Genomic DNA, 25,557 nt, shown 5'->3' on the forward strand with positions numbered 1-25,557 from the left:
CAGATCAGAAAACATCAGCGGCCTTTCAGTGCGCCTCGTCCCAGTTGGAAGCGGCGCGCGCATCAACCTTGAGCGGCACTTTCATCGAAATCGCCGGCATTGCCGCCTGTTCCATGGTCGAGACGATGATCGGCATGGCCTTTTCGACGTCCGCATCCTCGACTTCGAAAATTAGTTCATCGTGGACCTGAAGCAGCATGCGCACACGTTCGCCAAGCCCGGCTTCAGCCAGTACCGGCTCCATCTTCACCATGGCACGACGAATGATATCTGCCGCAGATCCCTGGATCGGTGCGTTGATCGCCGCACGCTCGTTAAACGCGCGCATCGAAGGGTTGGACGACTTGATTTCCGGGTAATGGGCGCGGCGACCGAAGATCGTTTCCACATAGCCGTGCTCGCGGGCAAAGGCCTTGGTTGAATCCATATAGTCGCGGATACCTGGGAAACGCTCGAAATACTTCTTGATGTAATCGCTCGCTTCAGAGCGCTCGATCGACAGCTGGTTGGCAAGACCGAAGGCGGAGATGCCGTAAATGATGCCGAAATTGATCGCCTTGGCACGGCGGCGGATTTCGCTCGGCATGCCTTCCACCGGGACACCGAACATTTCGGATGCGGTCATGGCGTGGATATCTATCCCGTCGGCAAAGGCCTGGCGCAGCTGCGGAATGTCGGCCACATGGGCGAGTACGCGCAGTTCGATCTGGCTGTAATCCGCAGACAGAAGCTTGTGGCCCGGCGACGCAATGAAAGCGGTGCGGATCTTGCGGCCTTCCGCCGTCCTTACCGGAATATTCTGCAGGTTCGGTTCGGACGATGACAGGCGCCCCGTCGTGGTGGAAGCCAGCGAATAGGAGGTGTGGACTCGCTTCGTTTCAGGGTGCACATAACCGGGAAGCGCATCCGTGTAGGTAGATTTCAGCTTGGTCAGCTGACGCCAGTCAACGATCTTGCGTGGCAGCTCCGCGCCTTCGGCTGCGAGATCTTCCAGAACCTGCGCTGAGGTCGACCACTGGCCGGTTTTGGTCTTGGAACCGCCCGGAAGCCCCATTTTACCGAACAGGATATCACCGAGCTGTTTGGGCGAGCCGATGGTGAACTTTTCGCCGGCGAGTTCGTAGATCTCGTGCTCGAAGGCAGCTGCCTTCTGGGCCAATTCGCCAGAAAGGCGCGACAGGATCTGCCGGTCGATGGAAATACCACGCTCTTCCATGCGCGCCAGAACTTCGACGAGAGGACGTTCCAGCCGCTCATAGATGCGGGTAAGGCCCATCGCCGCCAGTTGCGGCTTCAGCACCATCCAGAGCCTCAGCGTCACATCGGCATCTTCTGCAGCGTAAGTCGTCGCGCGGTCGATATCGACGAAATCGAAGGTGACGCCGCTCTTGCCCGAACCGGCAACATCCTTGAACGCGATCGGCTTATGGTTCAGCCAGCGTTCGGACAATGTGTCCATGCCGTGCGTGGTCTTGCCGGCGTCCAGCACATAGGACATCAACATCGTATCGTCATAACCCTGCACGGTGATGCCGTGGCGCTTCATGACGAGGTAGTCGAATTTCAGGTTCTGGGCGACCTTCAGGACCGACGGGTCTTCCAGCAGCGGCTTGAGGCGATCCAGCGCATCGCGGGTGGAAAGCTGGTTTTCGGCCATTCCGCCGCCAAGGAGATCGCCGACACCGGTCTTGTGGGTCAGTGGCACATAGGCGGCACGGACATCGAGCCCCGATGGATTATCGGTATTGTCGGCAATGGCGAGCGAAAAACCGACCAGCTCCGTCTGCATCGGATCGAGCGAATTGGTCTCGGTATCGAAACCGACAAGACCGGTCTCGCGCGCGGCCTTGATCCAGTCGTCGAGAACGGCAGCGTCTCGGATCGTGACATATTTCGTCGTGTCGATTTTCGCAGTGGAAAAAGCGGCGATACGCGTATCCGCAAGCTCGCTCGGCGTTGCTCCATCGGCGCCCTTGGCAACAGCCGCCTTGGCGGGATTTGCAGGTGCCTGGGCTGCGGCATCGCCGGTATTGATGGAAGTTCCGGCATCAAGATCCGGCCCTCTTGCCTCGGCGCCCCATTCCACCTCGATCGTGGCCGGCTCTATGGTATTGGCATCGCAATCGCAGGTCGTGGCCACGCGGCGGGTCAGCGTGCCGAATTCCATCGCCTTCAGGAATGCGACCAGCTTTGGCCCATCTTGTGGCTCGAGGAACAGCGCGTCGAGATCAAGATCCAAAGGCACATCGGTACGCAACTCCACCAACTGGCGGGACAGGCGGGCCATATCCGCATTGGCAATGATGTTTTCGCGACGTTTGACCTGCTTGATTTCGCCCGCGCGTGTCAGCAGCGTATCGAGATCGCCGAACTCTTCCAGAAGCTGGGCCGCCGTCTTCGGTCCGATACCGGGAATACCCGGAACGTTGTCGACCGAGTCACCCACCAGCGCCTGAAGATCGATCATCTTTTCCGGCGGCACACCCCATTTTTCGACGACTTCCGGAATGCCGATCTGCTTGTCCTTCATGCTGTCATACATGTGGACCATCGGCGTCACGAGCTGCATCAGGTCCTTGTCGGAAGACACGATGGTAACGTCTGCACCGGTGGCTTCTGCCTGACGGGCATAAGTCGCGATGATGTCGTCCGCCTCGAAACCTTCGGTCTCAATGCAGGGCAGGTTGAAGGCACGGGTCGCCTGGCGGATCAGGCCGAACTGCGGGACCAGTTCTTCCGGCGGGGCCGAGCGGTTCGCCTTGTAGGCGTCGTAGAGATCCTTGCGGAACGTTTTCGACGAATAATCGAAGATGACGGCGAAATGGGTGGGCGTCACGCCGACCGACGTATCACGCGCATCGGTCAGCAGTTTCCAGAGCATGTTGCAGAAGCCTGAGACCGCGCCGACCGGCAAGCCATCGGTTTTTCGGGTCAGCGGTGGCAGCGCGTGAAACGCGCGAAAGATGAAGCCGGAACCGTCGACTAGGAAGAGGTGATCGCCTTTTTTCATGGGCATGGCATAGCGTGGCACAGGATCGGCGTCCACGAAAACTTCTTCGGAACCACACCGGCAAGCTTTGCTCTACCTTACCGAATTGTAATCCAGCTTTCCCTTGAAAAGCCGCAATCCGCCTATCATCTCAGGGTTACCGGCGATCGTAACGCCGCAGTCTGGCAGAAGGCCCGTCCCCCGCCTCACCAGACCGGACAAAGGCCTATCCCCCTCTCCGGGTCTTTGTCCTTCTATAAGAAACGCCACGGCTGCCCCCTCCCAGCCGTGGCGTTTTTGTTTGCGTTACCTCCGACATCGGCAGCCGAATTATCAGTGCCCATCTTGCCAACACCGCACCTGTGCCCCAATCTCCATAAAAGCATTGCCTGATATCGATTATCGTCTGCCAGCCAAGCTGGCTCCCCCGGGAAAGTAGTGGCGGAGGCCATGGGATTCGATCGCTCGCAGTCGGCTACCTATCTGGCCGGTCAGCTCGCCAGGGTTTTTTCACGATCGCTGCAGAAGCGGGCGGCGTCACTCGGCTTTTCTCCTGGCCAGTTTCCCGTGCTGCTGGAACTCTGGCAGGAAGACGGCCTGACCCAGAAACAGCTCTTGGACAAGCTTGAGGTGGAGCAGGCCACACTTGCCAATACGCTTTCGCGTATGGAGCGCGACGGGCTGATTGCGCGCACACCGCACCCGAGCGACAAACGGGCCCAGATCATCACTTTGACGGAACTCGGCAGATCGCTGGAAACGAGTGCTGTCGATGCCGCCGCCGAGGCGGACAGCGCGCTGTTTTCCGGCTTCCGCTCATTCGAGCGGGAGCTGATGATGGAATATATGCGCCTTATCATCGGTAACAGCCGAAAAGCCTAAGGCACCGCCCAAAACGAGCGATGCCTCTTCAGATCCATCAGGGTTGAATGACGACCATGGCCGAGAAGGGCCAGACATAGGCCTGCAACGTCACCAGCACACCGACAAGGCAGGCAAGCACGATCGAGTGCCAGAAGACGAAGCGCAGAATACTGCCTTCGTGCCCGAACCAGCCGGTCGCAGTGGATGCGACGACGATCGACTGTGCGTCGATCATCTTTCCCATCACGCCACCGGACGAGTTTGCCGCTCCCATCAGGATCGGCGACAGGCCGAGTTGTTCGGACGTCACCTTCTGCAGGTTGCCGAAGAGAATGTTCGACGCCGTGTCGGAGCCGGTCAATGCCACGCCGAGCCAGCCGAGCAGCGTGCCGAAGAACGGATAGAAGACGCCGGTCGCGGCAAAGGCAAGGCCGAGTGTGGAGTCGATGCCCGACAGTCTCGTCAGCGTACCGAGCGCCAGCATCGCGGCGATCGTAATCAGCGAATAGGCGCAGAGTTTTATTGTCCTGGCGTAGGTTTTCAGCATCGCCAACGGAGTGAAGCCCATGGCAAAGCCGGAAAGTACGGCTGCGATAAACATGCCGGTGCCCGTGTATGACAGCCAGGTGAAGGAGAAGGTCGCGGCTTCCGGCGTTGGCCCGGGCGCTACGGGCGGCATCTTGGCGATCATCTTGTCGAGGCCCGGGACGGGATAGTTCCACACCGCCCATGAATTGACCGCCGACTTGAAGAAACCGGTGCCCCAGATCAAAAGGATCACGCAGACGATTACCCAGGGTGTCAGTGCTGCACGGATCTCGGCCCGCGACGGGCGCACGATCGGTTTTGCTTCCTTCAATGTGCCGTCATCGGAAATATCGTGGCCGCGCAGCTTGGGTGAAGTCCAGACCTCCTTGGGCTGCCAGACCTGCAGGAAGCCAATGAGGCATGCCATGGAGATCAGTGAGGCGCCGATATCGACGATCCATGGATTTATGTAGTTGGAGATGGCGAACTGCGAAATGGCAAAGGACGCGCCGGTCACCAGGATAGCCGGCCAGATCTGCATCATGCCCTTGCGTCCGGCAAAAACCCAGATCAGCCAGAAGGGCACAAGCACCGAGAAGAATGGCAGCTGCCTGCCGACCATGGCACCAAGCAGGTAGGGATCGATGCCTGTGACCTGAGACAGGCCCTGGATCGGCGTGCCGAGCGCGCCATAGGCGACCGGCGCGGTATTGGCGATAAGAGACAGGCCGGAAGCGGCGAGCGGCGAAAAGCCAAGGCCGATCAGGATCGCGCCAGTAACCGCTACCGGCGTACCGAAGCCGGATGCGCCCTCGAAAAAAGCCCCAAAGGCAAAGGCGATGAGCAGTAATTGTATGCGGCGGTCGTCCGTCACGCTGCCGATCGTCTGTTGAAGCTTCTCGAACTGCCCTTTCTCCACCGTCAGCCGGTAGAGGAAGATGACATTGAGGACGATCCAGCCGATCGGGAAAAAGCCGGTGATCGCTCCCAGAATAGTGGCACGGATCGACATCGCTGCCGGCATGGTGAAGATGAAGATTGCGATCAGATTGGCAATGATGAGCGCGATGATGGCTGCGATATGTGCCTTCACCACATTGGTTGCGATAAGGCCGAGAAGAATGAGAACGGGAATTGCGGCGAGTATGGTGGACAGAACAGCACTGCCCGTGGGGTCATAAACTTGATTCCACATTGAAGCCCCTCCCAAGGCCGGACGAAACGATGTCCGAATTTGAGCATATATCTCCACTTTGCCGACAGTCCAGGGTTGTACTCCTTCGACCAAAGTTGCATTGCCCGTGCATTCGGCAAACCGGCAGCGGCTTTTGCCATTGTGCCGCCCTGCCCTTGCTTGCTAACAGTTCAGGGCAAGCTGGCCGCCCGCGTGTGCGACCGCTCCAAGACAAGGTGATTTCAATGACCGATATTTCCGCCGTTCTCGATCGCGCCGACCAGAACCTTCAAGACAGCATCGACCGCCTCTTTTCGCTCGTCCGCATCCAGTCCATCTCCACGGACCCGGCCTACAAGGCCGAGTGCCGCAAGGCAGCCGAATGGCTGGTTGTCGAACTGAAGGGTATCGGCTTTGACGCCTCCGTGCGCGACACGGCCGGGCACCCGATGGTTGTCGCCCATCACGAGGGCGCGACGGCCGATGCCCCACATGTGCTTTTCTACGGCCATTACGACGTACAACCGGTCGATCCGATCGAGCTCTGGGAGGACAGTCCGTTTGAGCCGAAGATCAAGGAAATCTCGCCCGGCCGTAAAGTGTTGACCGGCCGCGGCACCGCTGATGACAAGGGCCAGTTGATGACCTTCGTCGAAGCCTGCCGCGCCTACAAGGAAATCAACGGTTCGCTGCCGATCCGCGTCACCATCCTGTTTGAAGGCGAAGAAGAGTCCGGTTCGCCGTCGCTGAAGCCCTTCCTCGACGCCAATGCCGCAGAACTCAAGGCCGAGTTTGCGCTGGTTTGCGATACCGGCATGTGGGATGGCGATACGCCGGCAATCGCAGCTGCATTGCGTGGCCTAGTCGGCGAAGAGATCGTCATCAAGGCTGCCGATCGCGACCTGCATTCCGGCCTGTTCGGCGGAGCTGCCGCCAACCCGATCCATATCCTCACCGGCATTCTCGCCGGCCTGCATGACGAGACCGGTCGCGTGACACTGGACGGCTTTTACGAGGGCGTCGAAGAGACGCCGACCAATATCAAGGAAGGCTGGGAAACGCTCGGTCGCAGCTCCGAGAGCTTTCTTGGCGGCGTCGGTCTTTCGATCCCGTCCGGCGAAAAAGGCCGCTCCGTGCTGGAACTGACCTGGGCACGCCCAACTGCAGAAGTGAACGGCATTACCGGCGGCTATACCGGCGAAGGTTTCAAGACGGTAATCGCGGCCCAGGCCTCGGCCAAGGTTTCCTTCCGCCTCGTCGGAGATCAGAACCCGGCAAAGGTTCGCGAAGCCTTCCGCGCCTATGTGCGCTCGAAAATCCCAGGCGATTGCTCGGTGGAATTCCATGAACATGGCGCATCACCTGCCATCCAGCTTTCCTATGATTCGCCGGAGTTGACCAAGGCAAAAGCTGCCCTTTCGGAAGAGTGGAAGAACCCGGCCGTCATCATTGGTATGGGCGGCTCGATCCCAATCGTCGGCGATTTCCAGAAGCAGCTCGGCATGGATTCGCTGCTGGTCGGCTTCGGTCTCGTGGATGACCGTATCCATTCGCCGAACGAAAAATATGATCTCAAGTCCTACCACAAGGGCATCCGCTCCTGGGCACGGATCATGACGGCGTTGGCTCAGAAGTAATTTTTCTCGACGTCATCCTCGGGCTTGTCCCGAGGGTCCATTCACGTTGAGGTTGGGTTGAACGACAATAGATGCTCGGGACGAGCCCGAGCATGGCGACCAGAACGAAGCCCTGCAACTTTACCACAAACGCAAAACGCCGGCTCTTCAGCCGGCGTTTTCAATTCCACTATCGTCTTCGATCAGTTGTCGAAGAATTCCTTCATCCGGGCGAAGAAGCCGGTCGATTCGGGATTGTTCTCCTTGGACGAGATTTCCTCGAATTCCTGCAGCAGTTCGCGCTGACGCTTGGTCAGCTTCTGCGGCGTCTCGATGCCGATCTGAATATAGAGGTCGCCCGTCTGCGACGAGCGCAGAACCGGCATGCCCTTGCCCTTCAAACGAAACTGCTTGCCGGCTTGGGTGCCTTCCGGCACCGACACACGCGACTTCGAGCCGTCCAGCGTGCCGACATCGAACGTGCCACCAAGCGCTGCCGTGGTCATCGAGATCGGAACGGCGCAATAAAGGTCGGCGCCATCGCGCTGGAAGAATTCATGCGGCGTAACCGACAGGAAGATATAGAGATCGCCCGCCGGGCCGCCACGGGCACCGGCTTCGCCCTCGCCCTGAAGGCGGATACGGGTACCGTCCTCGATGCCGGCCGGGATGTTGACCGAGAGCGAACGCTCTTCGGTCACACGGCCCTGGCCGTGGCACTTTGTGCAGGGATCGGTGATCGTCTGGCCGCGGCCATGACAGGTCGGGCAGGTGCGCTCAACAGAGAAGAAGCCCTGGGAAGCGCGAACGCGACCCGAACCCTGACAGGTGCCGCAGGTCTTGGGCTGCGTGCCGGGCTTGGCGCCAGAACCGGTGCAGACGTCGCAGGTGATCGAGGTCGGAACCCGGATCTGCGCTGTCTTCCCGGAAAACGCTTCTTCCAGCGAAATTTCCATGTTGTAGCGAAGATCGGCGCCGCGTTCGCGGCCACCGGAAGAACGGCGCGCACGGCCGCCGCCCATCATCTCGCCAAAGATGTCTTCGAAAATGTCGGAGAAGCCACCGGCACCACCGCCGAAACCGCCGCCACCGCCCATGCCGCCCTGTTCGAAGGCTGCATGACCGTAACGATCATAGGCTGCGCGCTTCTGCGGGTCCTTTAGGGTTTCGTAGGCCTCATTCAGTTCCTTGAACTTCTTTTCGGCCTCCGCGTCACCTGGATTCTTGTCCGGGTGGTATTTCATGGCCATCTTGCGGAAGGCGCTCTTCAGCTCCTTCTCGTCCGCCGATTTGGCGACGCCCAGGATTTCGTAAAAGTCTGCTTTGGCCATTCAGGTATCCGGCTCCGGAAACGTAGTCCGGCTGCACAAGGCAGCCGGAACTTTTAGTCGACTATATTGAGGCTTCCGTCAACGGAGCCTTAGGCCGACTTCTTGTCGTCCTTGATTTCCTCGTAGTCGGCATCAACGACACCGTCGTCCTTGCCGCCTTCAGCTCCACCTTCAGCCTGCTGGGCCTCGTAGATGGCCTGGCCGAGCTTCATGGAAGCTTCCATGAGGGTCTGCGTCTTTGCCTGGATGTCATCGGCATCCGGCTCGGAAGCTTCGACCGAGGTCTTCAGCGCAGCAATCGCATCTTCGATCGCCTTGCGGTCGGCTTCGGTGACCTTGTCGCCGTATTCAGCCAGCGACTTCTCGCTGGAGTGAATGAGGCTTTCGGCCTGGTTCCTGGCTTCAACGCCTGCACGACGCTTCTTGTCGGCTTCGGCATTGGCTTCAGCATCCTTGACCATCTTTTCGATGTCGGCGTCAGAGAGACCGCCAGAAGCCTGGATGCGGATCTGCTGTTCCTTGCCGGTACCCTTGTCCTTGGCCGAAACCTGGACGATGCCGTTGGCGTCGATGTCGAAGGTGACTTCGATCTGCGGCATGCCGCGCGGTGCCGGCGGCAGGCCGACGAGGTCGAACTGGCCGAGCAGTTTGTTGTCTGCCGCCATTTCGCGCTCACCCTGGGAAACGCGGATCGTCACGGCCTGCTGGTTGTCGTCAGCGGTCGAGAAGGTTTGGCTCTTCTTGGTCGGGATCGTGGTGTTACGGTCGATCAGACGGGTGAAGACGCCACCGAGCGTTTCGATGCCGAGCGACAGCGGGGTCACGTCGAGAAGCAGAACGTCCTTGACGTCGCCCTGGAGAACGCCGCCCTGGATGGCAGCACCGAGGGCTACGACTTCATCCGGGTTGACGCCCTTGTGCGGCTCCTTGCCGAACAGCTGCTTGACGATTTCCTGCACCTTCGGCATGCGGCTCATACCGCCGACGAGAACGACTTCGTCGATCTCGGCTGCAGTAACGCCGGCATCCTTCAGCGCTGCCTTGCACGGTGCGACAGTGCGCTGAACCAGATCATCGACCAGGCTTTCGAACTTGGCGCGGGTCAGCTTCAGCGTCAGGTGCTTCGGACCGGACGCGTCCGCCGTGATGAACGGCAGGTTGATTTCGGTCTGCTGCGAGGACGACAGTTCGATCTTGGCCTTTTCGGCAGCTTCCTTGAGGCGCTGCAGGGCAAGCTTGTCGTTCTTCAGGTCAATGCCCTGATCCTTCTTGAACTCGGCTGCAAGATATTCGACCAGACGCATGTCGAAGTCTTCACCGCCGAGGAAGGTGTCGCCGTTAGTCGACTTCACTTCGAAGACGCCGTCGCCGATTTCCAGAACCGAGATATCGAAGGTACCGCCACCCAAGTCGTAAACGGCGATCGTCTTGCCGTCCTTCTTGTCCATGCCGTAGGCAAGGGCCGCAGCAGTCGGCTCGTTGATGATGCGGAGGACTTCGAGACCCGCGATGCGGCCGGCATCCTTGGTTGCCTGGCGCTGCGCGTCGTTGAAGTATGCCGGAACGGTGATGACGGCCTTTTCGACCTTTTCACCGAGGTAGGATTCAGCGGTTTCCTTCATCTTCTGAAGGATCATCGCGGAAACCTGAGCCGGGGAATAGTTCTTGTCGTGTGCCTTGACCCATGCGTCGCCGTTATCGCCCTTGACGATATCGAACGGAACAAGGCCTTTGTCCTTCTCGACCGTCGGGTCTTCGAAGCGGCGGCCGATCAGGCGCTTGACTGCAAACAGGGTGTTGGTCGGGTTAGTCACCGCCTGGCGCTTGGCCGGCTGGCCGACGAGACGTTCGCCGTCTTCGGTGAATGCGACCATGGAGGGCGTGGTGCGCGCGCCTTCGGCGTTCTCGATGACCTTCGCATCCTTGCCATCCATGATGGCAACGCAGGAGTTGGTGGTACCGAGGTCGATGCCAATTACTTTAGCCATATCTTCTCTCTCCTTTAAGCGAACCGTCGGGACCCCGAAAGGCATTCCACTGACAGTTCCTCGACTGGGATGGTCTTTTGAATTCCTTGGCAGCCAGTGCTGCCGTCATGCGGCGTATATAAGGACGGGTTTTTCCGACTGCAAGGCAGGAAATCGCCAGCCTTCCGGCAAAAAGCGCGATTCGTCTGCTGACGCATGCAAGCATGCCGCCGGAGACATTACTGGCCCATGATTACGTCAAGCAATGTGGTCCTGCGAGCTTGCTGCGGCTGGTAGACATGGCCGCCGTCAGCGCCGACATCTCCGGGAGGCACAGGGCCGCCGCCAACGCTTCCGGGCGGTAAGGGAGCCTGCGAATCATACGGGCCTTTATACTGGCGATAATCGCGGTAGCCGCCGGCCTGTTCGGCGTCGGTATCGCCGCGATATTGGCGCTGCTGCCGATTGTCGTAAACCGTGCCACCATTGCCGTTGTTGCAAATGGCGTTATCGCCATAAGCGCAGGGAATAGCGCCCGGAGGCTGCGGTGAAGCCGACCGATCGAAGTTTCGGGCCGGTGGCAAGGCAGCCTCTGCCTGCGGCTGCACCGGCGGCAGCGGGCGTGAGCGAACGATATCCGAGCCGGCAGGTGCCGGTGGCGCCGGCGGAAAACTGTCAGAGCCCGAATATTCCGGCTGCTCCTGAGAGGCTCCGGGCAGGATACCGGAAATGATGTCGCCGATTGAGGTCGAAGGCGACTGCGGCTGATCGGTTGCGGGCGGCAGCTGAGCGCCGTTGCCGAAACCAAACAAGGGCGTCGGCGTGTATCCCTTCATCGCCACAGTCATATATTCCTTCCAGGCCTTGGCAGGCAACGTGCCGCCGGTAACCCTCTTCATGTAGCTGCCGTCGTCATTGCCGAACCACACACCGGTCGTCAGAATGCTGGTAAAGCCGACAAAAAGCGCATCTCGGGAATTCTGCGTCGTACCGGATTTTCCGGCCGCCTGCCAGCCGTCAAGCCGTGCTGCCCTGCCAGTACCCTCGCGAATGACACCGGACATCATGCCGTTCATCGTGGCGGCGATGGGCTCGCTCAAGACACGCGGCGGATTGCTGTAATCAGCCTCGTACAGAACCTTGCCATCCGGATCGGTGATGCGTTTGACGATGTGCGGCGTCGCCTTGTAGCCACCGTTCATGAAAGCCGCGTAAGATGACGTCAGCTCCACCAGCGAGACTTCCGAAGTGCCAAGTGCAATCGAGGCATTTGGCTGGATATCGGAATCAACGCCGAGTCGATGCGCCATCGAGACCACTTTTTCCGGTCCCACGGCCATGACCAGCTGTGCCGCAACCGTGTTCAGCGAATGTGTCAGGGCATAAGAGAGCGGAACCGGACCTTTATATTCCTTCTCATAGTTTTCTGGCGTCCAGTTACCGATCTTCACCGGCGCGTCGTTGACGATCGTGTCGGGACCGTAACCGGCTTCGAGTGCGGAGGCATAAACAAACGGCTTGAATGCCGATCCCGGCTGACGCTTTGCCTTGAAGGCACGATTGAACTGGCTCTGGACATAATCACGCCCGCCGACAACAGCGCGGATCGCTCCCGTCGCGTCAACCGAAACCAGCGCAGCCTGGGAGGCGTTCAGCTTGCCTCCTTCCTTTTTCAGGATGTCGTTCAGCGATTTGTCGGCCGCTTCTTCAAGCTTGAGGTCGATCGTCGTTTCAACGGTGACATCAACCTTCGGCTCGCCGATCAGGCTTTTAACCTCGTCCACGACCATATCGGCGGCATAATGCTGCGGGCCGGACCAGTAGCTCTTTGCATTGGAAGGCGGCTGCGCCATCGCCTTGTTGAAATCGCTGTCGGTTATGTAGCCTTCTTCGCGCATCGTACCGAGGACGACCTGAGCACGCTCTTCGGCCGCTTTCGGATCGCGGGCCGGAGAGAGCCTTGAAGGTGCCTTCAGAAGGCCGGCGAGCGTCGCCGCTTCACCGAGGTTCACATCGCGGGCAGACTTGTTGAAATAACGCCTTGATGCCGCCTCGACGCCATAGGCACCAGAACCGAAGAAAACCCGGTTAAGGTACATGGCGAGGATCTGGTCCTTGGTGAACTTGTGCTCCAGCCAGAAAGACAGAAGCACTTCCTGGATTTTTCGCTCGAAAGTGCGATCCGGGGAGAGAAACAGGTTCTTTGCCAGCTGCTGGGTAATCGTTGAGCCACCCTGGATCGGCTGGCCGGTCAGGTTGTTGACGAAGGCACGCGCAAGACCCAGCGGGTCAATGCCGAAATGTGAATAGAAACGCCGATCCTCGATCGAAATCACCGCCTGAGGCAGGTAGGGCGACATCTCTTCCAGCGCCAAGGCCTCGCCGCCGGTTGCGCCGCGATTGGCAATGACGGAACCGTCGATCGCAGTGATCTTCATGTTCGGCGGACGATCGGGAATCGACCAGCTGCTGGCCGCAGGCATTTGCGCGCCGTAATAAAGCACAAGGCCACCTATGCCGATTGCACTCCAGATACCGAGAACGACACACCAGTAGATCAGCCTGCGCAACGGAGCGAATAATCCGCCACCGGCAGAACCGCTGCCGCGGCGAGATCCAGATTTTGCGGCTCCCCGTTTTTGGCGACGGGCGGTGTCGACCTTCGCATCAGACTTGGGCGCACGTTTAGACGCCTTGCGATGACCGACAATGCGATCGTCAGCCTCAAGGCGAAATTCGTCCTGATCTTCGTCGTGCGATGCTTCGAAGGAAGGTTCGACGCGCTTGTCTGATTTGCCTCTGGCTACCATGCGAGCCGGCGGTCTCCCGTCTTATGCCTGCGAAAAACAGCAGGCCTTTTGCCATCAGGTTTCCGCTGGACTCTAAATGCGGCGATTTAAGGAGGGGTAAAAGGCAAACAGAACCTGAAGAAGATAGCTAGATGTTCAGCCAACTGTTTCGAGACGTGTCTTTCTACCTTGAAAACCACGGCTTTCCAGAGAATTCCGGATTTGGTAATATCAGAGGCTACTGAAGTTATGCGTCAGGCAGATAAAGGGAAGAATTCCGGACTGCCGCGTTCAGCGCTCGGGGAGGGAGCCATGAACAAAATCTTCGAGGCCGTCGTTCGGAACGGCGACCAGCGAGTGCCAGTAGCACTCGTCAATCTCAAGCAGGCCCTGGAAATGTCCGAGAAACTTGTCTTCGAGTTCAGCCATCCTGAACACGAAGCGGGCAAGACGGATATCTTTGTCGGCAGAGAGGTCTTGCAGAAGCTGATGTGACCGTGTCCTACGACGGTGCATGTCGATTACACAAGGCTTACGCGTATTCGTGATTTGGGCAGCTGGACATTACTTGTTATCCTCCTCAGCGCAACAAGCGAAAGGAGAATGGACATGAAGACATTTCTCGTCGTCGCTGCCGTCATGGGCCTCACGTCATCCGCAGCACTTGCGGATTGTGCCGGTCATAAAGTGACGGCTTCCAATGCGGTGGATAAGGAAATCACCACCGCGAGCATTGCTTCCACTTCAGCGCAGCAGGAGATGAAGCAGGCGGGGCAACCAAGCGACCCTGCCGCTGATAGCCAGAAAGCCACTCCATAACCGATGCCCTGCGCCGGGCATTTGTCCGGCGCAGCAAGCCGCAATAGCGCTGGAACCTAGTCAGCCGATCTCCGTTGGGTTCTATGAAATCCAGAAAAGGAGGTTGTGATGCCGAACAGAGATCCGATCCCCAATCCGACGGCAGATACGCCACGGGGGCCAACACCTACCGGGGGAGTGCCGGACAGGATCCAGGAAAAGCCACCCCTGACACCTGCGCAGGACAAGGGCGACAACAAGGATCCGCAGGACCCTGTTCTCGATCCGGCTCTGTTGCCGACAGGCGATCCGGCTGGCATGGCCTAAATTGGCTTCAGGCCTTTCGGGCGGCAGCGCTGTATTGCGCCGCCCGAACCCGATTACATATCGCGATAGAAAACAGGCAGCGTTTTTTAACCCCCAAATCGTACCCGCGCTAACTTGTTGTTGCCATTTTATCAACCGGATATCAGATTGCCCCCCGGGTAAGGACATTTCGCTGACACAGGCTTGCAATTAGCAGGGCTGTGCTCGTGCTTTTTGACCTGCCCAGGCAAAGTCGGGAACTGACTTGTCTGCCATTGGGTCCCAACCGCGACGCGAGGGTTTGATGCCGACTCAGTTGATCCGAAATCCGGTTAATCCGGAACAGCTCACCCTTGTACAGCAAGTCTTTGATGAAACATGCGCTGAGCATGGCATCGACAAGGCGAGCGCTGATGGTGAAGCACTCGCACTGATTCTGGTGAACTCGCTTCAGAAAGGTTCCGCTGAAAAAGAGCAGTTGGAAGCTCTGGCCGGCGCGTTGATACAAACGCGCTGATTGCAGTCTGTCCCAATTCTTGCGCGGTATTTTGACGGACCACGGAACCTAATCGTCGCGTCGAAAGTTGAACGGTCTCCAGGATCAAGATGATGGAGGCCGGAATGGCAGAGTCAGTCAAAAGCTTTACCCGCGAAAACGCTATCGCTTCGTTCGATCATCAGCCGAGCGACAGCGCAATCGCCGAAGAGATTCAGGGCCTGCGTTCCGAGATATCCAGGTTGCGTGCCCTTATGTCGGAAAAGACTGGCGAGGTTTACGAGCGCGTTGCAGATCGTGCCAGCAGTGCGGCAAATTATGTCTCTTCGGAAGCCAATTCGGTAGCAGGTACGATCAAAGAACACCCAGCGGCGACTACAACGCTATTCACCCTTATCGGTGCGGTAGGATTTGCAATCGGTTATGCCGTCGCTTCGGCCTCTGCGGAAAGCAAGCAGGCATGGTACCAGCGCTATCTGGGCGACCGCTTCTGATTGCCTTCACAGCGATGATATTTCACTAGCCGCAACGACATCTTGGGCGACGTCGATCCAGACGGCGCCCGTCAACTCTACCAGTTGGACAGGATCGATCCGAACTGCCGAATTGGTAGCACCGGCAGCTGGCACGACTTCGTCGAAGCGCTTGAGAGATATGTCGCAATACACCGATAGCGGCGAAGCCAATCCGAAGGGGCATACGCCGCCGACCGGGTGGCCGGTAATTTCAACCACCTCTTCCCCACCGAGCATGCGTGGCTTGGTACCGAAGCGGGAACGGAACTTCTTGTTGTCCAAGCGAGAAGTGCTAGCCATCACTACGATCATGGTTTCCTCGCCAGCGCGCAAACATATGCTTTTGGCAATTTGATCCGGCTCTACCCCGTGTGCGGCAGCAGCCAGAGGAACCGTCGCGGAACTGGCTTCGGTAACGATTACTTTGATGTTTGGCGCGCGCTGCGCGAAAAAGGCTTGGACCGAAAGGAGACTCATGTCGCGAACATTGCGCATGAATCGTTCTTAGGCAAGCCGTATGCAGCCATGCGCGACGCGCAATACTGCGGTGCGTAATTATGGCTGTTTTTTAGGCTCGCCTCCTGTATAGTCAAATCATCGACGGACGCACTCCTCCTCCCAGTGTCCTCGATGGGACCAGCAACACCTCCTCCTCCCGGTTGTTGGTCAGTTTCAGAAACCCGGCGCACCTCCTCCCGCGCCGGGTTTTCTGTATTTAATGCCTTTATCACAGCGATCTAGAGTACGACCTAGCACATTGAATGCTGGCTTCTAACCATCAAGCCGTTGATATATATAGACCTTTGCGATTACCCTTAAAGATTGCAGTGTCAACCCGATACGTACCCGCAGCATCGCATCAATCTTGACGAACATTGGGGCAAGCCCTAAGTGCGTATGATCGAAATTTGTCTGATGGCCAGCACCGGGCTACTGCCACGCTTGCGACGTTCTACTCTGCAAAGTTCGAAGTTCAATCTGTTCCTTCCGGTTTCCGGGAGGGGCTGTCGGTCATTGCAAAGAAAGGCATCGATATGGCGACGGGTACAGTTAAGTGGTTCAATGCGACCAAGGGTTACGGCTTCATTTCTCCTGATGATGGCGGTGCGGACGTTTTCGTTCACATTTCCGCTGTTGAGCGTGCAGGCCTCGGCCAGCTTCAGGACGGCCAGAAGCTCTCCTTCGAGCTGGTAACGGACCGCCGTTCCGGCAAGGTTGCTGCTGACCAGCTGCAGGCTGCCTAATAAAGCTTTGCTCGCGGCGACCCGGTCGCCGCGAGCTTCCAGATCACCGTCACTTATCGGTCCCGGCGACGTCTTGAAACGACCTGAGCGCCATCCCATTTAAAACCCAACGGCATTTACGACAAATACTGAGGCGAATGCGGTCAACCGTGCCATTTCGAAACGGGTAATGGATTCACTTAACGATCGATTAACCTGTTTCAGAGATGATGAGTGCCACAGAGCTGCGCGGTCATAACGATCAGAAACGCAGCCGAGACGGAATGCTTGACCCGTTTGACGTGACCACGGATGTACTGGCACAATGAACGGGATTGGAAAGGTCGGGCTTGCCCCGGCCTTTTTGTTTTTCTACCCCCTGTAGCCCAGCAAATATTCCCGACCATCCTCTCCACTTATGATTCGCCGCCCTAAATCCCTCCTTCGGCTTGCCATGCAATGAAGGATAAAAACGAGAATGGCTGAAGGCAAACATCACTGGTTGCGCAAGGACGACGCCGAATCGACCAAGGCCAGCTTTCCCGAACTGTTTTTCGACCTTGTTTTTGTCTTCGCGCTGATCCAGCTGTCACAGACGCTGGCATCGGATTTCTCCTTTGGGATTGCATTCGATGCCCTGATCTTCATTTTCGCACTCTGGTGGGTGTGGATCCACACGACATGGGTGACCAACCTGCTCGATGCCGAAGTCGTGCCGGTGAGATTGCTTCTGTTTTGGCTGATGTTTCTCGGTATCGTACTGGCGATTGCCCTTCCCAAAGCCTTTGGTGAGGCGGGGCTGGTCTTCGCACTGGCCTATGCGGCGATGCAGCTCAGCCGTTCGTTGTTCGCGCTCTATGCATTCAAAGGGACCGACGCCAGGTCGTTCATGACATTCGCGCGCATCACGATGTGGCTGCTCGTCTCCAGCGCTTTCTGGGTCGCTGGCGGTCTCGTCAGTCCGGAAAGCCGCGCCGTGTTCTGGATCGCAGCACTGGCAATCGAATATTCGGCACCCCTCGTTCGCTACTGGACGCCGGGGATCGGCGCCTCGCCTGCCGAAACACTTGATGTAAACGGCGAACACCTCGCCGAACGATGCGCCCTTTTTGTCATTATCGCGCTCGGCGAAACGATCATCACCACCGGCAAGACCGCCTCTGACCACGCCGATGAGGGTAGCATCATCTTTTTGGTTCTCGTCCTGGCATTCCTGACAACCGTTTTGATGTGGTGGATTTATTTCCACGACGGACAGGAACGCGCCGCAGACACAGCGGAAGATGCGACCGAGCCGCAAAACACAGCCGACCATCTTTTCACCTACGGGCACCTACCGATCGTAGCAGGCATTATCCTGACCGCGGTGGGAGAGGATTTCACACTCACGCATCCCCACAACCAGAGTGATCACGCCAACGCGTTGGCAATTCTCGGCGGCCCGCTGCTGTTTCTTGCCGGCACCCTATGGATGAAGACGGTATCGTCCCGCAGCGTGCCGTGGTCACATTGCACCGGGATCACAGCCATTCTCGCGGGGTTTGTTTTTGTTCCCTACGCAGAAAATTTCCTGCTTCAGCTTATGGCCGCCGCCATTCTTCTTGGCGTAGCGCTCTGGGAATATATAGCGCTCAGGCGATTTCGCCGTGCGTCTGCTTAAGGTTTTTTCGCCTTTCCTCGAAATACGAAACCACTCTATCTATTTGCTTCCAAGCAGTTGCGAGCACAGGACCAGTCCCGCGTTTGCCGGAGTTGCTCTGATCAGTAATGCGGAGGCCTCGTCACTGGCGCCGCCTCGCGGGTCGATTCCTCCAGTGTCAGAAACCGTTCGGTCAACCGATCGAGTTTGGCACGGGTCTGCTCAACCACTTTCCATTGCTCGGCAAGTTGGTCGGACAGTTCATCGATCACCTTGGCCTGATGGGCAGCGAGTTCTTCCAGCTGCACCAGTCTCGTCTCGTCGCTCACGGCGGCAATCCTCTCATCTTCCAACCTGTCTAGTCGGGGATGTAGAGGATGCCTTGGGCGCGGTCCAGCCTTCGATCAGGCACGGAGCCTGGAACGCTCCTGATAAACACTTGCCGAACCGCTCGTTCTGAAACGCATCACCAGCGCCGCAAGACTGCCGCTGATGCCGACAAGGCTCTGGGCTGCGGCATTCGTTTCTTCCATCAGCGCAGCATTCTGCTGGGTGATCTGGTCCATGCTGCGGACGGACGCATTGATCTGATCGATGCCGGATGCCTGCTCCTGTGCCGAATGGGCGATCAGGGTTATATGTTCGTCGATCGCCTTCACCCGCGTGCCGATGCCGGTCAGCGCTTCACCGGCCCGGTTGACGAGACCGACGCCGCGCTGCACGTCACCGGCGGAGCGATCGATCAGTTCCTTGATTTCCTTGGCAGCAGCAGCGGATCTCTGTGCCAGTTCACGCACTTCCTGAGCAACTACTGCAAAACCCTTGCCCTGCTCGCCGGCACGCGCCGCCTCGACACCGGCATTCAATGCCAGGAGGTTTGTCTGGAACGCAATCTCGTCGATGGCGCCGATGATCTGGGTCATCTTCTGTGACGATTCGGCAATATCGTCCATGGCGGAGATCGCCTGATGGACAACCTCTCCGTTCTTCTGGGTCTCCAATGCCGATTCGCGGATGATGCTCTGCACTTCCTGCGTCCGCCGCGCCGACTGGCCGGAGAGCGACGTGATCTGCTCAAGCGCTGCCGCAGTCTCTTCGAGCGATGCGGCCTGCTGCTCGGTGCGCTTGGCCATGTTGTCGGCAGCGGACGAGATATCGCCGACTTCCGCACGGACCTGTCCGACGGACTGGTTTATTTCTCCCATAGCCGCATCGAGTGCCGCAATGGAGGAATTGTAATTCGTCTTCAGCGCATGAAAATTCGGTGCCAGTTCCTGATGAAGCTCTGCTGTCAGATCCCCGCCTGAAAGACTTTTCAGCGCCTGGCCCAGCGCATCCAGAGCACCATCCTGCTCCTGCTTGGCAGCTATACGTTCGGCTTCGACTTTCCTGCGGCCGTCTTCCAGCGCTTCCAGATAAACCGAAATGGCATAGTCCATATCGACCATAGCCGCCTTGACGACTGCCGAAAGGTGATCGGCCAGCACGCCAGCCTTCTTGTCGAGGAAGAAGCCCTTCATCTCCCTGGCAATGACTGCGCGAATGATACCGTCGAGAATGAGAGCATAACCGCCGATATACCAGCGTGGCTCCAGACCAAGCCGGGCATGGGTCCTGCCGATGGCGGAAACCGCCTCGACATAATCTCCATCGTAACGGCCGGACGAGATCACGTCCCAGTGGCTGGCCTGACGCTCCTTGGCATGAGAGACATGAGCGTCGCTGGAAAAGAATTTTGCAGTGTGAGGATGCGCCTTTGCCTTCTGGTAGAAAGCGTCGAGCGCCGGACCAACAGCGTCCTTGACGATCGGCTGGACGTTCGCGAGATGGCGACGTTCCGTTTCTCCGAGGCCGACGAAATTCAGGCGCTCGGCAAGTGCTGCCTTCTGGTCTTGGCTTCTCATTGTTTCCCCCGGTTAAATCTTGAGCCGCTTCGCGGATTCACGTGGTATCGCTTTTGAATGAAGCATGCGCGCCAAAGTTTAATACGCCATTATCCAATCACCCTAAGCTTTCATTAATCATAACTTGTTGCCGATATACTAACGGACAATAATTCGAGACTTAAATTGCGAGGCGCATCACATTGCCTGCCGCCGGCCTCACAATCCAATCGCTTGCGTTCTGCCGCACAAATCCTTAGCTCCTGTGCAACGGCAAACCGCGATTTCCCATGGTGCAAAAGACTTCCATCTCCCGGCTCAAGCTCACCGACTTCCGCAACTACGCCGCGGCTTCGCTGGCGCTCGACAGCAGGCATGTGGTGCTGACGGGGGAAAACGGTGCCGGCAAAACCAATCTGATGGAGGCGATATCCTTCCTGTCACCGGGGCGCGGCTTCAGGCGGGCGGTGCTGACCGACGTGACGCGGGTCGGTGCGGACGGCGGTTTTGCCATATTCGTCGATCTCGATGGAATGCAGGGCGAGGTTGCAATCGGCACCGGAACAGAACCTGGAGACGGCGAACGCGTCAGTCGCAAGCTGAGGATCAACAGCACGCCGGCCAAATCCACCGAGGAGCTTTCCGACCATCTGAACGTGTTGTGGCTGACGCCGTCGATGGATGGGCTGTTTACCGGCTCGTCATCGGACAGGCGACGGTTTCTCGACCGGCTTGTCCTGTCACTCGATCCCACCCATGCCCGTCGGGCGAGCGATTTCGAACGCGCCATGCGCAGCCGCAACAGGCTTCTTTCGGAAGGGCGCTTCGATCCTTCGTGGCTGACGGCGATTGAAACGCAGATGGCCGAACTCGGGATAGCCATGGCTGCCGCACGGCATGAAATGCTGGGCCTGCTGCAGTCTCTCTCGGTCAATTCCGCAGACACACCGTTTCCGACACCGGCGCTGGCACTCGAAGGTTTCATGGATGGCGGCATGGATCGCCCGGCAGCTGATCTGGAAGAGGATTACCTTATCTCTCTGCGCAACGGCCGCGGGCGCGACGCGGCCGCCGGCCGCACACTCGAAGGCCCGCACCGCGTCGATCTTCTCGTGCGCCATCAGGAGAAGGATATCGAGGCTTCGCGATGCTCGACCGGAGAACAGAAGGCACTGCTGATCGGGCTCATTCTTGCCCATGCAAGATTGACGGCCGACATGACGGGTTTCGCGCCGATCCTGCTGCTGGATGAAATAGCCGCGCATCTCGATGAGGGGCGGCGGGCGACATTGTTCGATCTGGTGGACGGGCTGGGCGGGCAGGCATTCATGACCGGCACCGACCGATCGATGTTTGCCGCACTCGGCGATCGGGCGCAGTTCTTCACGGTCACCCATGGAAGCGTCACGTCGTCAACCGCATAAGGAAGACGCTTACCCGATGGAGGTGGTGGTGCTATGAGATCGATTATGGAAAACCAATCCTCGCGATCAACGACCTCGGCCCTGACGCCGGACGAGATCGAACGTTACAAACGCCATATCCTGTTGCCGGAAATCGGCGGAACCGGCCAGCAGAAGCTGAAAGCCGCCCGTGTTCTGGTGATCGGTGCCGGTGGTCTTGGCGCCCCCGTGCTGGAATATCTCGCAGCAGCCGGTATCGGCACGATCGGCATCGCCGACGACGACCGCGTGTCGCTCTCAAATCTGCAGCGTCAGGTGATCCATGATTCCGGCACGATCGGTGAAATGAAGACGAAGAGCGCGCGCGACAAGATCGCCCGCCTCAATCCGCATGTCCGGGTCGTCGATTTCGAGGAACGGTTTTCGCCCGAATGGGCGATGCAGCACCTGCCGCGCTTCGATCTGCTCGTCGATGGCTCAGACAATTTCGATACGCGCTATGCCGCAGCCGACGCGGCAGAGGCAGCGAAAATCCCGCTCGTCACCGGTGCCGTCGGGCGCTTCGATGGTTCTGTGACGGCGCTCAAGCCCTATGAGAGCAGCACGGACGGCGTGCTCAACCCGACCTATCGCGACCTGTTTCCCGAAAAGCCGCCGGAGGGTCTGATCCCGGCCTGCGCCGAGACCGGCGTGGTCGGGGCGCTTACCGGCGTCATTGGTACGCTTATGGCGATGGAAGTCATAAAGCTGATCACCGGCATCGGCGAACCGCTGGTCGGCCGCCTTATGCTCTACGACGCGCTTTCGGCCCGGTTCGACACGATCAGATACAAACGCAGGAAGAGGTCGTCGGCAGAATGATCGATATTATCAGGATCGACAACGGCTTTGGCCGCTGGGATGAATTGCTGGCACTTATCCTCTCGTCCTTCTCCTACATGGACGAGATCGTCGATCCGCCCTCCTCGGCGCATCGGCTGACACTTGCTTCGCTGGCGCAAAAGGCCACGAGCGAGATTGCCTTTGCCGCACTGGAGGAAACCCGTCTGGTCGGGTGCGTGTTCCTGAAACCCGAAACCGATTGCCTTTATGTCGGGAAACTGGCCGTGGCGCCGGGCCAGCAAGGCAAGGGCGTCGGGCGCCGGCTGCTTGCCATTGCAGAAGACACTGCGCAGAGCATGAACCTGCCGACGCTCAGGCTGGAAACGCGCATCGAGCTTGTCGGCAATCACACGACTTTCGGCCGTTGGGGATTTCAGAAGACCGCAGAAAAGTCCCATCCGGGTTTCGACAGGGTCACCTTCATCGAGATGCGCAAGCAGCTTGAGCCGATCCCGGCCTGAATTCAGTTTCTGCCGGGTAAAACGCGATTCGGCGGACGGTGGCCGTCGAAAAAGGCTCGGATATTGATGATGACCTTATCGCCCATGTCGATCCGGCCCTCGATCGTGGCCGAACCCATATGGGGCAACAGAACGACCTTGCCTTCATTCGCAAGCTTGACGAGTTTCGGGTTGATCGCGGGCTCGTTCTGATAAACGTCGAGACCAGCACCGGCGATCTTGTCTTCACGCAGAAGCTTGATCATCGCCATCTCGTCGATGATGTCACCACGCGCCGTGTTGACGATGATCGCCGTGGGCTGCATCAGCGCCAGACGCCGGGCTGACACAAGATGAAAGGTGCCGGGCGTCGACGGGCAATTGACCGAAACGATATCGACACGGGCCAGCATCTGATCGAGGCTGTCCCAATAGGTCGCCTCCAGTTCGCTCTCGGTCGCCTGATTGACAGGCTTGCGGTTGTGATAGTGGATGGAAAGACCGAAAGCCTTGGCGCGTCTTGCGACCGCAGTGCCGATCCGACCCATCCCGATAATACCGATGCGTTTGCCCCAGATCCGGCGTCCGAGCATCCAGGTCGGGCTCCAGCCGGCCCAATCACCGGGATTGTCGGTCAGAATACGAGAGCCTTCCGCAAGGCGACGGTTGACGGCGAGGATGAGCGCCATCGTCATATCCGCCGTGTCCTCGGTCAGGACGTTCGGCGTATTGGTAACGGTAATGCCTTTCTCAGCCGCCGCATCGACATCGATGTGATCCGTACCGTTGGAAAAACCGGCAATAAGCTTCAGTTGCGGGCCTGCTGAGGCCAGAAGCTCGGCATCGATCTTGTCCGCGATTGTCGGTACAAGTACGTCGACACTCGCCATCGCAGCAGCAAGCTCTTCGCGTGAACGCGGCCGGTCATCGATGTTGAGCTCGGCGTCGAAGAGTTCGCGCATGCGCGTCTCGACGGCGTCCGGCAGCTTGCGCGTGATATAAACCCTGGGTCTTTTCTTCGCAGTCATCGCTCCGCCACCGCAATTTTAGCAGGTCATTAACCAAGTCGCGCGATAGTCGATCCTATCCTTGGGCGTTCTAGCAGACCCACCGGCGAAGACAAACAAAACCTCGCAAACGGGCCATGAAGCACATCCGCGGATCGTCAGTCAGGATCCACACAATGCGCCGCCTCATCATCATCATCGTAGCCATCTGCTTTCCCCTGATCGCAACGCTTTCCGCCATCGTCCCAGTCTATGCACAGGGTGCTGCAAAAGGTGCGAGCGGCCTGCCGCTACCGCGTTTTGCCAGCCTGAAATCAAAGAAAGTCAATATCCGTATCGGGCCGAGCACCGACTATGCGGTTTCATGGATGTACATGAAGGCAGGTACGCCCATGGAAATCATCCAGGAATACGACAACTGGCGGCGCGTGCGTGACGCCGAGGGTACCGAGGGCTGGGTGAACCAGGCGCTGCTTTCGGGCGAGCGTACGGCCGTCGCGGCTCCATGGATGCGCGGCAAGGGCCAGGACATCTATGTTAACATGCGACGCGACCCGCAAAGCTCGGCCGCAATCACAGCCAAGCTTCAGCCGGGCGTTCAGCTTACCATCAAGGAATGCAACGGTGACTGGTGCCAGGCGGAAACCGGTGGTGCCGAGGGCTGGGTAGCCCAGGGCGAAGTCTGGGGCGTTTACCCGGGCGAAGCCTTTAAATAAGGCCTGCCTCGGCTGCTGCCTCTTTCAGCGATACCAGCGGACGTGGGCCGATCTGCTGGATAACTTCGGCTGCAGCGAGGCAACCGAGCTTGCCGCAATCTTCCAGCGAACGACCCTGCGTGTAGCCATAAAGGAAGCCGGAGGCGAAGAGATCACCGGCGCCAGTCGTATCGACCAGTTCGTCGATTGCATAGGCATCGATTTTTACCCGCTCACTACCGCGAACGATGACGGCGCCCTCTTCGCTGAGCGTGACCGCGGCCAGCTTGCAGTCTGCGGCGATCTTGCCGAGAGCCAGTTCGAAGTCTTCCGTCTCGTAGAGCGACAGCAGTTCGTGCTTGTTGGCAAAGACGATATCGACTGTGCCGGACGTCATCAAATCGAGGAATTCCGAGCGGTAGCGCCCAACACAGAAGGGGTCGGAGAGCGTCATGGACACTTCACGGCCATGCGCGTGGGCAATGCGAGCTGCCTCGCGAATAGCATCCTTGGCACGCGGCGGATCCCAGAGATAACCCTCGAAATAGGTGACCTTGGCTTCGGCGACGACTTCTTCCTCGACATGTTCGGGGCCAAGTTCGACGCAGGCGCCGAGATAGGTGTTCATCGAACGCTCGCCATCGGGCGTGACGAAGATCATCGAACGAGCCGTGGGGGGATGAAGACCATCAGGCTTTGTCTGGTAATGAACGCCCTGCGCGCGGATGTCGTGCTGGAAGATCTGGCCCAGCTGATCCTCGGCAACCTTGCCGAAATAGGCGGCCTTGCCCCCGAAACCTGCAATGCCGGCAGCGGTATTGCCGGCCGAACCACCCGACGCCTCGACCGCAGGTCCCATCTTTGAATAAAGAAATTCGGCGCGCTCGGCATCGATAAGGTTCATGGCGCCCTTGATGATCGCATTGTCTTCAAGAAACGAATCCTCGCAACGGGCGAGGATATCGACGATGGCGTTGCCGATGGTCAGCACGTCGAACTTTGGCATTCACTC

23 protein-coding genes are annotated in these 25,557 nt (G+C 58.5%); 13 read left to right on the forward strand and 10 right to left on the reverse strand.

Annotation, left to right across the window (positions count from 1 at the left end; genetic code table 11):
- Nucleotides 1-25: 25 nt before the first annotated feature.
- Nucleotides 26-3,010: a DNA polymerase I gene (gene polA, locus GGE33_RS13870; protein ID WP_183824158.1), complete on the reverse strand. Its 2,985-nt coding sequence runs from the start codon at nt 3,008-3,010 to the stop codon at nt 26-28.
- Between the two features lie 429 nt (nt 3,011-3,439).
- Here polA and GGE33_RS13875 point away from each other — a divergent pair, with 429 nt between their 5' ends.
- Nucleotides 3,440-3,871: a MarR family winged helix-turn-helix transcriptional regulator gene (locus GGE33_RS13875; protein ID WP_112455112.1), complete on the forward strand. Its 432-nt coding sequence runs from the start codon at nt 3,440-3,442 to the stop codon at nt 3,869-3,871.
- 37 nt (nt 3,872-3,908) lie between these two features.
- Here the strand turns inward: GGE33_RS13875 and GGE33_RS13880 are convergent, their stop codons facing one another.
- Nucleotides 3,909-5,576, reverse strand: coding sequence for an L-lactate permease (locus GGE33_RS13880; RefSeq protein WP_183823855.1), 1,668 nt, complete (start codon nt 5,574-5,576; stop codon nt 3,909-3,911).
- A 224-nt stretch (nt 5,577-5,800) separates the two neighbouring features.
- Between GGE33_RS13880 and GGE33_RS13885 the strand changes: the two genes are divergently transcribed.
- On the forward strand, nt 5,801-7,192 hold the full coding sequence (locus GGE33_RS13885; protein WP_183823857.1) for a M20/M25/M40 family metallo-hydrolase: 1,392 nt from the start codon (nt 5,801-5,803) through the stop codon (nt 7,190-7,192).
- A 182-nt stretch (nt 7,193-7,374) separates the two neighbouring features.
- Here the strand turns inward: GGE33_RS13885 and dnaJ are convergent, their stop codons facing one another.
- From dnaJ to GGE33_RS13900, 3 genes are all read right to left on the reverse strand, one after another.
- Nucleotides 7,375-8,502, reverse strand: coding sequence for a molecular chaperone DnaJ (gene dnaJ / locus GGE33_RS13890; RefSeq protein WP_148146182.1), 1,128 nt, complete (start codon nt 8,500-8,502; stop codon nt 7,375-7,377).
- A gap of 89 nt (nt 8,503-8,591) precedes the next feature.
- Nucleotides 8,592-10,490, reverse strand: a complete 1,899-nt coding sequence (dnaK, locus tag GGE33_RS13895) for a molecular chaperone DnaK (protein WP_183823859.1) — start codon at nt 10,488-10,490, stop codon at nt 8,592-8,594.
- Between the two features lie 218 nt (nt 10,491-10,708).
- Nucleotides 10,709-13,279 carry a transglycosylase domain-containing protein gene (locus tag GGE33_RS13900; protein ID WP_183823861.1) on the reverse strand — a complete coding sequence of 857 codons (2,571 nt, stop codon included), beginning with the start codon at nt 13,277-13,279 and terminating at the stop codon, nt 10,709-10,711.
- A 291-nt stretch (nt 13,280-13,570) separates the two neighbouring features.
- On the opposite strand from GGE33_RS13900, the gene GGE33_RS13905 reads away from it, so the two are divergent.
- From GGE33_RS13905 to GGE33_RS13925, 5 genes are all read left to right on the forward strand, one after another.
- A complete protein-coding gene (locus GGE33_RS13905; RefSeq protein ID WP_148146185.1) occupies nt 13,571-13,753 on the forward strand; it encodes a hypothetical protein in 183 nt (60 codons plus the stop codon).
- Nucleotides 13,754-13,867: 114 nt separating this feature from the next.
- Nucleotides 13,868-14,077, forward strand: a complete 210-nt coding sequence (locus GGE33_RS13910) for a hypothetical protein (RefSeq protein ID WP_183823863.1) — start codon at nt 13,868-13,870, stop codon at nt 14,075-14,077.
- Nucleotides 14,078-14,185: 108 nt separating this feature from the next.
- Entirely contained in the window at nt 14,186-14,383 is a 198-nt protein-coding gene (locus tag GGE33_RS13915) for a hypothetical protein (RefSeq protein WP_183823866.1), read from the forward strand.
- Between the two features lie 283 nt (nt 14,384-14,666).
- Nucleotides 14,667-14,879 (forward strand): hypothetical protein, encoded by a 213-nt coding sequence (locus GGE33_RS13920; RefSeq protein WP_148146188.1) that lies wholly within the window; start codon nt 14,667-14,669, stop codon nt 14,877-14,879.
- 104 nt (nt 14,880-14,983) lie between these two features.
- Complete coding sequence (locus GGE33_RS13925; protein WP_183823868.1) at nt 14,984-15,352, forward strand: hypothetical protein; 369 nt, start codon at nt 14,984-14,986, stop codon at nt 15,350-15,352.
- 6 nt (nt 15,353-15,358) lie between these two features.
- Here the strand turns inward: GGE33_RS13925 and GGE33_RS13930 are convergent, their stop codons facing one another.
- Complete coding sequence (locus GGE33_RS13930; protein WP_183824160.1) at nt 15,359-15,850, reverse strand: YbaK/EbsC family protein; 492 nt, start codon at nt 15,848-15,850, stop codon at nt 15,359-15,361.
- 557 nt (nt 15,851-16,407) lie between these two features.
- Here GGE33_RS13930 and GGE33_RS13935 point away from each other — a divergent pair.
- Nucleotides 16,408-16,617, forward strand: a complete 210-nt coding sequence (locus tag GGE33_RS13935; protein ID WP_112459391.1) for a cold-shock protein — start codon at nt 16,408-16,410, stop codon at nt 16,615-16,617.
- Nucleotides 16,618-17,074: 457 nt separating this feature from the next.
- Complete coding sequence (locus GGE33_RS13940; RefSeq protein ID WP_183823871.1) at nt 17,075-18,256, forward strand: low temperature requirement protein A; 1,182 nt, start codon at nt 17,075-17,077, stop codon at nt 18,254-18,256.
- A gap of 101 nt (nt 18,257-18,357) precedes the next feature.
- On the opposite strand, the gene GGE33_RS13945 is transcribed toward GGE33_RS13940, so the two are convergent.
- Nucleotides 18,358-18,564 (reverse strand): SlyX family protein, encoded by a 207-nt coding sequence (locus tag GGE33_RS13945; RefSeq protein ID WP_183823872.1) that lies wholly within the window; start codon nt 18,562-18,564, stop codon nt 18,358-18,360.
- A gap of 75 nt (nt 18,565-18,639) precedes the next feature.
- Complete coding sequence (locus GGE33_RS13950; RefSeq protein WP_183823873.1) at nt 18,640-20,139, reverse strand: globin-coupled sensor protein; 1,500 nt, start codon at nt 20,137-20,139, stop codon at nt 18,640-18,642.
- Nucleotides 20,140-20,408: 269 nt separating this feature from the next.
- Between GGE33_RS13950 and recF the strand changes: the two genes are divergently transcribed.
- The 3 genes from recF to GGE33_RS13965 are packed head-to-tail and all read left to right on the forward strand — an operon-like array spanning nt 20,409 to nt 22,864.
- Nucleotides 20,409-21,542, forward strand: a complete 1,134-nt coding sequence (recF, locus tag GGE33_RS13955) for a DNA replication/repair protein RecF (RefSeq protein ID WP_183823874.1) — start codon at nt 20,409-20,411, stop codon at nt 21,540-21,542.
- 45 nt (nt 21,543-21,587) lie between these two features.
- The gene (locus GGE33_RS13960; RefSeq protein ID WP_246435991.1) at nt 21,588-22,382 is read left to right on the forward strand and encodes a molybdopterin-synthase adenylyltransferase MoeB; all 795 of its coding nucleotides are present in this window, start codon (nt 21,588-21,590) and stop codon (nt 22,380-22,382) included.
- Nucleotides 22,382-22,864, forward strand: a complete 483-nt coding sequence (locus GGE33_RS13965; RefSeq protein ID WP_183824162.1) for a GNAT family N-acetyltransferase — start codon at nt 22,382-22,384, stop codon at nt 22,862-22,864. The genes GGE33_RS13960 and GGE33_RS13965 overlap by 1 nt, the downstream gene beginning before the upstream one ends.
- Nucleotides 22,865-22,866: 2 nt before the next feature.
- Here the strand turns inward: GGE33_RS13965 and GGE33_RS13970 are convergent, their stop codons facing one another.
- Nucleotides 22,867-23,871, reverse strand: coding sequence for a 2-hydroxyacid dehydrogenase (locus GGE33_RS13970; RefSeq protein ID WP_183823876.1), 1,005 nt, complete (start codon nt 23,869-23,871; stop codon nt 22,867-22,869).
- Between the two features lie 155 nt (nt 23,872-24,026).
- On the opposite strand from GGE33_RS13970, the gene GGE33_RS13975 reads away from it, so the two are divergent.
- Entirely contained in the window at nt 24,027-24,566 is a 540-nt protein-coding gene (locus GGE33_RS13975) for an SH3 domain-containing protein (RefSeq protein WP_148146196.1), read from the forward strand.
- Here GGE33_RS13975 and GGE33_RS13980 read toward each other — a convergent pair.
- Nucleotides 24,559-25,551: an adenosine kinase gene (locus tag GGE33_RS13980; protein WP_183823877.1), complete on the reverse strand. Its 993-nt coding sequence runs from the start codon at nt 25,549-25,551 to the stop codon at nt 24,559-24,561. The genes GGE33_RS13975 and GGE33_RS13980 overlap by 8 nt on opposite strands.
- Nucleotides 25,552-25,557 lie beyond the last annotated feature (6 nt).

Source organism: Aliirhizobium cellulosilyticum, assembly GCF_014198105.1.
Taxonomy (GTDB): domain Bacteria; phylum Pseudomonadota; class Alphaproteobacteria; order Rhizobiales; family Rhizobiaceae; genus Neorhizobium; species Neorhizobium cellulosilyticum.